The sequence below is a fragment of the Dyella sp. genome (genome assembly GCF_035508675.1).
In the GTDB taxonomy this organism is placed as follows: domain Bacteria; phylum Pseudomonadota; class Gammaproteobacteria; order Xanthomonadales; family Rhodanobacteraceae; genus Dyella_B.
The window spans coordinates 1-6,842 of sequence record NZ_DATJMN010000288.1 but is presented as its reverse complement, the minus strand read 5'-3'; the positions used below and the strand labels follow the sequence as shown (position 1 = coordinate 6,842).

Sequence of the window (6,842 nt, the reverse complement as noted above, 5' to 3'; positions counted from 1 at the left end):
AGGTTCGGGCGCAAGGCCAACGCCTGCTCGCCCACGCCGCGCACCTGCACGCTGCCTTCCTCATCGGGAGCACCGCCTTTGACCGGCAGATTCGCCGCCACCACGATTTCCCCGGATGCGATGGGCTTGCCTTGCTTATCGTGGGCAACACCGGCCGCCTGCTCGATCACCACAATGTTGTCGTTGGACAACACGGAGCTGACTTCACTGGCCGAACCGCCGCGCAGCACGATGGCGGTGTCTTCGCTGCCGGTCTTGCGCAGGGTTTCGCTGTAGCCTTCGCCCATCGCGAGCAAGGCAACCAGCACGCCGACTACGCCGGCAATGCCGATCACGACCACCGATGACGAACCCGAACGCTGCCGTAGCGTGCTGATACCGACGCCGGTTACCGAAGCAGCCTGCCGCCCGCGGCGGCTAAACGCCATCCACGCCGCGAACACCACGACGAGTGCAAGTACTCCATACCATGGCAATTGCACCCACGCCGCCAATACCGCAATCAACAGCAACACTACAATGAGATTGAATAAGAACGTCATGATTGGGATTCCTGTCAGCGGCCAGCGAGGGCATCGACAATATTCAGGCGCATCGCCCGCCATGCGGGGATGGACCCCACCACCAAGCCGATCGCCAGCATCAACCCGATACCCAGCAACCAGCTGTTCGCACCGACCGTGGGCAGGTTCAGAAAGCCACCGCTACCGGCGCTGACGCCAGGGATCAAGATCGCTGCCAACGCAATACCGATCACGCCGCCAAGCACCACCAGCAGCACCGATTCGGCCAGCACCATGGCCAGCACGCTGCGATCGGAAAAGCCCAGCGTCTTCAGCACCGCCAACTCCGAGGTACGCTCGCGCACCGCCTGCATCATGGTGTTGCCCGTCAACAGCAACAGGGTGAAGAACACCGCGCCCATGATCGAGCCGACGATCAGGCCGATATCGGCCAGCTGTTTCATCCATGACGCCGTGGCGGCCGCTTCGGTCTGCGTACGGGTTTCGTGATCGGAATTGGCGGACAAGGCATCGATGGCCTTCGCCACCTGATCGGCCTGGTTCACGTCTTTGACGCGCGTGACAAACCAGCCCACCCGGCCGTTGTTGTAGCCCTTCATCACGGCGTCATCGAAATACTTCCAGTGCATCAGGATGATCTGGCCGTAGAACGCCACGCTCTGTTCGGTGGGGTGCAAGGCGCCGACGATCTGGAAAGTCCAGTTCTTGCTGCCGTCCTGCTGCGGGAAAATGTTCGACTGCAGCGGGATCTGATCGCCTATTTTCCAATGATATTTTTCCAGCAACTTGTCACCCACCAAAATGCCGATGCGGGTATTGGCGAATGCCTTGCGCGCCTCGTCGCCAACTTGCACTTCCGGATACTGGTCGATGTAGTTATCGCTGACGGCAAAGGTGAACACTTGATTGTGCGGATCCTGGTATGCACCGCCGAACCAGTTGGCATACGCCACCGATTTCACGCCAGGCACGGTGGCGATCTTCTCGCCCAGGCCCTGCGGCAGCGTCTCGATAAATGACAGCTTGGAGCCGGTTTGCAGGCGCTGCGCGCCATTGGCGCTCTTGCCCGCCTGGTCGAACGAGATGCGTACCGCATCCAACATGCCGAACAGCAGGAACGCCGCGGCGATCGATACCAGAGTGAGGATGGTGCGGGTCTTGCGCCGGAACAGCGCCGCCCAGATCAGATGAAAGTATTTCATCGTCAGCTCCTCACGCCGTGACCTGCTCGACCAGCGTACCCTTGTCGAGATGCAGGGTGTGATCGGCGTACTCGGCCGCCTTCGGATCGTGCGTCACCATCACGATGGTTTTGCCGTGTTCGCGGTTGAGCTGGCGCAGCAGGCCCAGTACCTCTTCCGCCGATTGGCGATCCAGGTCGCCGGTCGGTTCGTCGCAGACCAGCAGTGACGGGTCGGACACGATGGCGCGCGCAATCGCCACGCGCTGCTGCTGTCCGCCGGAGAGTTCGGCCGGCTTGTGCGACGCGCGATCGGCCAAGCCCACCAGTTGCAAGGCGATGGCTGCGTTCTTGCGCCGCTGCGCAGCGGAGAGCTTGGTGAGCAGCAGCGGCAGCTCGACGTTTCGCTGCGCACTCAGCATCGGCATCAGGTTGTAGAACTGAAACACGAAGCCGACGTTCGAGGCACGCCAGCGCGCGAGCGCGCCCGCCCCCAACTGGTCGATGCGTTGCCCGGCAACGCTGATGCTGCCGCCGGTGGGTGTATCCAGGCCGCCGACCAGGTTCAGCAGTGTGGTCTTGCCTGAACCGGACGGACCCATCAAGGCCAGGAAATCGCCTTCGGCAATGTCGAGGTTGATGTGGTGCAACACTTCGACTTTCTGCCGGCCGCGTTCGTAGACTTTGGAAAGATCGCGAATTTCGATCAACGTACCCATTGCTACATCCTCCCGAGTGGATTCGTTTTCTGGGCTCTCTCCCCACTTGCGAGGAAAGAGCCTGACTTCATTGGGTTTGCACGCTTATATCCGAACCGTCATGCAGATCATCCGGCGGAGCGATGACCACGCTGTCGCCAGCATTCACGGATGCGGGAATCAGGCGCATGTCGCCAAACGTTTGTGCGGCAGGCTGCACCGCGCGGCGATGTGCCTTGCCGTCCGACACCACGAACACGCTCTCGCTGCCATCGCGCTGCACGATTGCCTTGGCCGGCACCAGCACGCCCTTGGGCGCCTGCGCAGCGGCCACAGGTTTCGCTTCCAGGAAGGACACGCGCACGCCCATGTCGGGCACGATGCGCGCATCTTTCTTTTCCATCGCCACGCGCACCTTCACCGTGGCCTTGCCGCGATCGGCAGCCGGCACGATGGCGATGACGTGCGCCGGAATGCGCCAATCCGGATACGCATCCAGCACCGCTTCGGCCGGCATGTTCGGCGTGACGCGGCCGATATAAGCCTCGTTGACGTCGACATCCACTTCCAGCGAATCCATGTCGACGATGGTGCCGATACCGGTGCGCGTGAAACCGCCGCCGGCGGAGAACGGCGACACCACTTCGCCGACCTGAGCATCCTTGGTGGTGATCACGCCATCGAACGGTGCGCGGATAAGGCAGTAGCCGTAGTTGACCTGTGCTTCGACCACTTGCGCGTCGGCGGCGGCCGCATTTTTCTCTTGCGAAATCAATTGCGCGCGCGTGCTGTTGGCCAGCGTGCGCGCCTGCTCGGCCGCCTGCTTGGATACCAGCCCCTGTTTGGCGAGCGCTTCATCGCGACCGGCATCGCGCAGGTTCTGCGTCAGTTGCACCTGATACTGGTTCACCAGCGCATGCGCAGCCTTGGCTTGGGCGATGGCTGAATCGAGCGCCGCCTTGTATTGACTGTCATCGAGCTTGGCCAGGATCTGGCCTTGCTTGACGTGGTCGCCTTCCTCGATCAGCACGGCGGTCAGGGTGCCGGTGATCTGCGCGGACACCGTGGCCTCTCGGCGCGCCGTCACATATCCCGTCGCCTGCAGCACGGCGCCTGCGGCCGGATCGCTGCCCGCAGCCACGGCCTGCGCAACGTGCACAGGTATCGGGCGATGGCCGAACCACCACCAGCCACCGGCGCCCAGCGCCAGCAGCACGAGCACGATGCCGCCGACGATCCACGGCCAGGGCCCTGCGCCACCACCTTGATGGTCATCACGCTGATGGCGTTCGATCTTCAATTCCTTCAGTAGATCGGTATTGCTCACGCTGTTGTCCCGTTGTCCCCGATGTACACACGATAGTGGCCCGAGCCCTATTCCTTCCACGTGCGCTCATCAACCCATGCCAATGACAGCTGTCATGTCCTATGACGTGCGAGACGGCGCCAGTTCGACAATGGCGAGGGCCTGCAACACTTCAATGAGGTCGACTCAATAGGGTCGGCATTGTTGCTTGCGCCTCGCTGACTTCGCGTGGCATTGGGCATGGTCTGCTGACGAAACAGCAATACCTGCCGTGGCCATCTTCTTGCCAGGTGCATGAAGCTGCTACCCTTTTTGCCATGCGCTACGTCATCGATCCTCCTGCCATCCCCAGCCTCCCGGTCATCGGCCGCGAGGAACGCTTTCCCGTCCGCCGCGTGTTCTGCATCGGCCGCAACTACGCTGAGCATGCGCGTGAAATGGGCGCTACGGTCGACGCTTCGACGCCGATGTTCTTTTGCAAACCGGCCGATGCCGTGGTCACGGATGGCGGGGATGTGCCCTATCCCTCGGCGACCGCCGACCTGCACCACGAAGTGGAAATGGTGGTGGCCTTGAAGGCCGGCGGCCAGAACCTGAATGCCGCGCAGGCGATACAGGCGGTCTTTGGCTATGGCGTAGGGCTCGATCTCACGCGCCGCGATCTTCAGGCGATGGCCAAGGCTAAAAGCCATCCGTGGGACGTGGCCAAGGCTTTCGATCATTCCGCGCCAGTCTCGGCGTTGCGCGTGGCAAGCGAAGCCGCCTTGCATGCGCACACGCGCATCCGCCTGGAAGTGAACGGCAAGCTGCGCCAGGAAGGCCACCTCAACGAGATGGTGCACGGCGTGGCGGACATCATCGCCGCTCTCTCTAGATTGTTCGAACTGAAAGCCGGCGACCTGATTTTCACCGGCACGCCCGCAGGCGTAGCGGCCTTGCAACGCGGCGATCACTTCCGCGCGGAACTGCAGGACATCGCCACGCTGGAAGGCAAGGTGGTATGAGTAAGGATGCTTGCCTGATACGTAACATCCCCGTGCACGACAGTCCACAACGCCATCCGGCGCAAACCTAGGGAGACGACGATGAGCATGCTGAAAGAATTCAAAGAATTTGCTATGCGCGGCAACGTGCTCGACATGGCGGTCGGTGTGGTCATCGGCGCGGCGTTCGGCAAGATCGTCACCTCACTGGTGAACGACGTGATCATGCCGCCGCTGGGCTGGGTCACCGGCGGCATCGACTTCTCGGCGATGAAGGTGGTGATTCGGCCAGCCGACAACAGCAATCCCGCGCACAAGATTCCCGAAATCGCGATTGCCTATGGCAGCTTCATCAACAGCATCCTGGCCTTCCTGATCGTGGCCTTTGCGATTTTTCTGCTGATCAAGATCGTCAACAAGTTCTATACCAAGGCCGCCGCCGCGACGCCGCCGGAAGTGGTGCTGCTGACGGAAATCCGGGATCTGCTGAAAAACAGGCAATAGCGTATTGCCCGGGCCGACATGACTTCCGGCCTAAGCGCGCCCTGACACGAGCCCCATAATGCGGGGCTCGTCACCAGGAGCCGCCCATGCAACGCCCCTCCCTCAGTTTGCTCGCCGCCAGCTTGATGCTGGCTACCGGACTTGTTTGCGCCAAGGATGCGCCAACCACGATTCCCGCCGCCGCGGTGCAGACGGCCGAGCAATTGCGTGACAAGGCCATGCACGACGATACCGCCTACAAGGTGGTGGAAGGCCTGAGCACGGAAGTCGGCGCACGCCTGGCCGGCGGTGTGAACGATCAGCGAGCGCGGGATTGGATGGTGGCGAAATTCAAGGCGCTGGGCTTCGACAAGGTCTATACCGAGCCGGTGAGCTTTCCGCTGTGGGTGCGCCGCAGCGAGCATGGCGCCATCGTGGCACCGTTTCCGCAACCGTTGACGCTTATCGCGCTGGGCTATTCGCCCGGCACGCCCAAGGGCGGACTCACCGCCGAGGTGGTGCAGTTCGCCACGCTGGATGCCTTGAAGGCCGCCGATCCGGCCAGCGTGAAAGGCAAGATCGTCTACATCGGCGAGCGCATGCAGCGGCACAAAGATGGGCTGGATTACGGCCGTATCGGCTCGCCGATTCGCGTGCAAGGCCCGGTGATTGCACAGCAAAAAGGCGCAGCGGGCTTTCTGCTGCGCTCGGCGGGCACCGACGCCAACAGCCGCACACCACACACCGGCGTCACCGGTTTCACCGATCCGGCCAAGGCGATTCCTGCTGCGGCACTGTCCAATCCGGACGCCGATCAACTTGAGCGTGTGCTCGCCTATGGCAAACCGGTCACGGTCAAGCTCGATCTGGATTGCGGCATCGAGGGCCAATACACCGGCGCGAACGTGATCGGCGAGATCACCGGTAGCAAATACCCGGATCAAGTGATTGCCATCGGTGGCCACCTGGATTCCTGGGACCCGGGCACCGGCGCCATCGACGACGGCGCCGGCGTGGCCATTGCCGTGGGCGCGGCCAAGCTGATCCACGACCTGCCGCGACGCCCGGACCGCACCATCCGCGTGATTGCTTTCGCCAACGAGGAAATGGGTCTGTGGGGTGGCCGTGCGTATGCCGACAAGCATGCGGCGGAAGTCAGCAAGTTCCAGCTCGGTACCGAATCGGATTTCGGTTCCGGCCCGGTTTGGCGAATGAGCGCCAGCGTGAAGCCCGAAGCACGCGGCGCGATCGAGCAGATCGCCAAGGTGCTGGCGCCGATCGGCGTGAGCTATGACGTCAAGCGGCCTGGCGGCGGCGGCTCGGATCTCTCGCAAATGCACGGCAAGGGCATGGCGGCGCTAAGCCTCACGCAGGACGGGACCTATTACTTCGATTGGCACCACACGGCCAACGACACGCTGGACAAGATCGATCCCAAGCAACTGGCGCAGAACGTAGCGGTGTACGCCGTGTTCTCGTACATGGCGGCGCAGGCGAACGGCGATTTCGGTTCGGCGCCGGGAGCGTTTGCGCACGACGGGGCGGAAGACTGAGCTGGGGATGCTCTGATTAATTCAGCGTGGGCCGCCGCGGCCCTGTGTGTTTGCAGAGCACAGGGCCGTCGGCGAAGGCAGACTGGCGGTCTGTCGAGGCGATGGACCGAAGCTA

General features: G+C 62.5%; 6 protein-coding genes and 1 pseudogene. 3 read left to right on the top strand and 4 right to left on the bottom strand.

The genetic code is table 11. The annotated features are described in order from the left end of the window. The 4 genes and pseudogenes from VMA74_RS15250 to VMA74_RS15235 all read right to left on the bottom strand — a co-directional run. Window positions 1-542 (bottom strand): annotated as a pseudogene (locus tag VMA74_RS15250) (ABC transporter permease); the annotation flags it as partial. Between the two features lie 14 nt (window positions 543-556). Next, on the bottom strand, window positions 557-1,726 hold the full coding sequence (locus VMA74_RS15245; protein ID WP_325368447.1) for an ABC transporter permease: 1,170 nt from the start codon (window positions 1,724-1,726) through the stop codon (window positions 557-559). Window positions 1,727-1,736: 10 nt separating this feature from the next. After that, window positions 1,737-2,423, bottom strand: a complete 687-nt coding sequence (locus VMA74_RS15240; RefSeq protein ID WP_325368445.1) for an ABC transporter ATP-binding protein — start codon at window positions 2,421-2,423, stop codon at window positions 1,737-1,739. Window positions 2,424-2,490: 67 nt separating this feature from the next. Further along, a complete protein-coding gene (locus tag VMA74_RS15235) occupies window positions 2,491-3,729 on the bottom strand; it encodes an efflux RND transporter periplasmic adaptor subunit (protein WP_325368443.1) in 1,239 nt (412 codons plus the stop codon). Between the two features lie 296 nt (window positions 3,730-4,025). Between VMA74_RS15235 and VMA74_RS15230 the strand changes: the two genes are divergently transcribed. The 3 genes from VMA74_RS15230 to VMA74_RS15220 all read left to right on the top strand — a co-directional run bounded on the left by VMA74_RS15230 (window position 4,026) and on the right by VMA74_RS15220 (window position 6,727). Next, the gene (locus VMA74_RS15230; protein ID WP_325368441.1) at window positions 4,026-4,712 is read left to right on the top strand and encodes a fumarylacetoacetate hydrolase family protein; all 687 of its coding nucleotides are present in this window, start codon (window positions 4,026-4,028) and stop codon (window positions 4,710-4,712) included. Window positions 4,713-4,793: 81 nt separating this feature from the next. Further along, the gene (gene mscL / locus VMA74_RS15225) at window positions 4,794-5,195 is read left to right on the top strand and encodes a large-conductance mechanosensitive channel protein MscL (RefSeq protein WP_325368439.1); all 402 of its coding nucleotides are present in this window, start codon (window positions 4,794-4,796) and stop codon (window positions 5,193-5,195) included. Between the two features lie 86 nt (window positions 5,196-5,281). Next, the gene (locus VMA74_RS15220) at window positions 5,282-6,727 is read left to right on the top strand and encodes a M20/M25/M40 family metallo-hydrolase (protein WP_325368437.1); all 1,446 of its coding nucleotides are present in this window, start codon (window positions 5,282-5,284) and stop codon (window positions 6,725-6,727) included. The last annotated feature ends 115 nt before the right edge of the window (window positions 6,728-6,842 follow it).

Excerpts from the sequence above, each read along its gene's own strand:
- VMA74_RS15240 (WP_325368445.1), bottom strand. The coding sequence starts at position 2,423 with ATGGGTACGTTGATCGAAATTCGCGATCTTTCCAAAGTCTACGAACGC.
- VMA74_RS15245 (WP_325368447.1), bottom strand. The coding sequence starts at position 1,726 with ATGAAATACTTTCATCTGATCTGGGCGGCGCTGTTCCGGCGCAAGACC.
- VMA74_RS15220 (WP_325368437.1), top strand. The coding sequence starts at position 5,282 with ATGCAACGCCCCTCCCTCAGTTTGCTCGCCGCCAGCTTGATGCTGGCT.
- mscL (WP_325368439.1), top strand. The coding sequence starts at position 4,794 with ATGAGCATGCTGAAAGAATTCAAAGAATTTGCTATGCGCGGCAACGTG.
- VMA74_RS15230 (WP_325368441.1), top strand. The coding sequence starts at position 4,026 with ATGCGCTACGTCATCGATCCTCCTGCCATCCCCAGCCTCCCGGTCATC.